The organism is Clostridium sp. AF23-6LB, from assembly GCF_003461085.1.
Classification (GTDB): Bacteria; Bacillota; Clostridia; order Lachnospirales; family Lachnospiraceae; genus Coprococcus; species Coprococcus ammoniilyticus.
The window spans coordinates 3371-3785 of sequence record NZ_QTWK01000004.1; the positions used below are offsets into that span (position 1 = coordinate 3371).

The window sequence follows — 415 nt, forward strand, 5'->3', positions numbered from 1 at the left end:
GTCCTCCTGTTTGTCAATCGTTTCACCGAAGAACAAGTTCTTCGTGAACCGCTTTCCAAACACCGGACGCTCGTCCTATGTTTTCGTGGAGATAACGAGATTCGAACTCGTGACCCCCTGCTTGCAAGGCAGGTGCTCTCCCAACTGAGCTATACCCCCAGAGTGGGCTTAAATGGACTCGAACCATCGACCTCACGCTTATCAGGCGTGCGCTCTAACCAGCTGAGCTATAAGCCCATCTCTTTTTCTGCTTACACTTGATAAGCACTTTGACCATTTCTGATCAAACTTGGAGCTGGCAGCCACCTACTCTCCCACACCGTCTCCAGTGCAGTACCATCGGCCGCTTACGTCTTAACCGTCGTGTTCGGGATGGGTACGGGTGTTTCCCATAAGCGCATCACCACCAGCAAAT

Annotated in this window: 2 tRNA genes and 1 rRNA gene; all 3 read right to left on the minus strand. The window is 51.8% G+C overall.

The window, feature by feature from the left end:
* Positions 1 to 86: 86 nt before the first annotated feature.
* The 3 genes from DWY07_RS09560 to rrf all read right to left on the minus strand — a co-directional run bounded on the left by DWY07_RS09560 (position 87) and on the right by rrf (position 411).
* Positions 87 to 159: transfer RNA gene (locus DWY07_RS09560), tRNA-Ala, on the minus strand.
* Between the two features lie 4 nt (positions 160 to 163).
* A tRNA-Ile gene (locus tag DWY07_RS09565) sits at positions 164 to 237 on the minus strand.
* A 56-nt stretch (positions 238 to 293) separates the two neighbouring features.
* A 5S ribosomal RNA gene (gene rrf / locus DWY07_RS09570) occupies positions 294 to 411 on the minus strand.
* Positions 412 to 415: the final 4 nt, after the last annotated feature.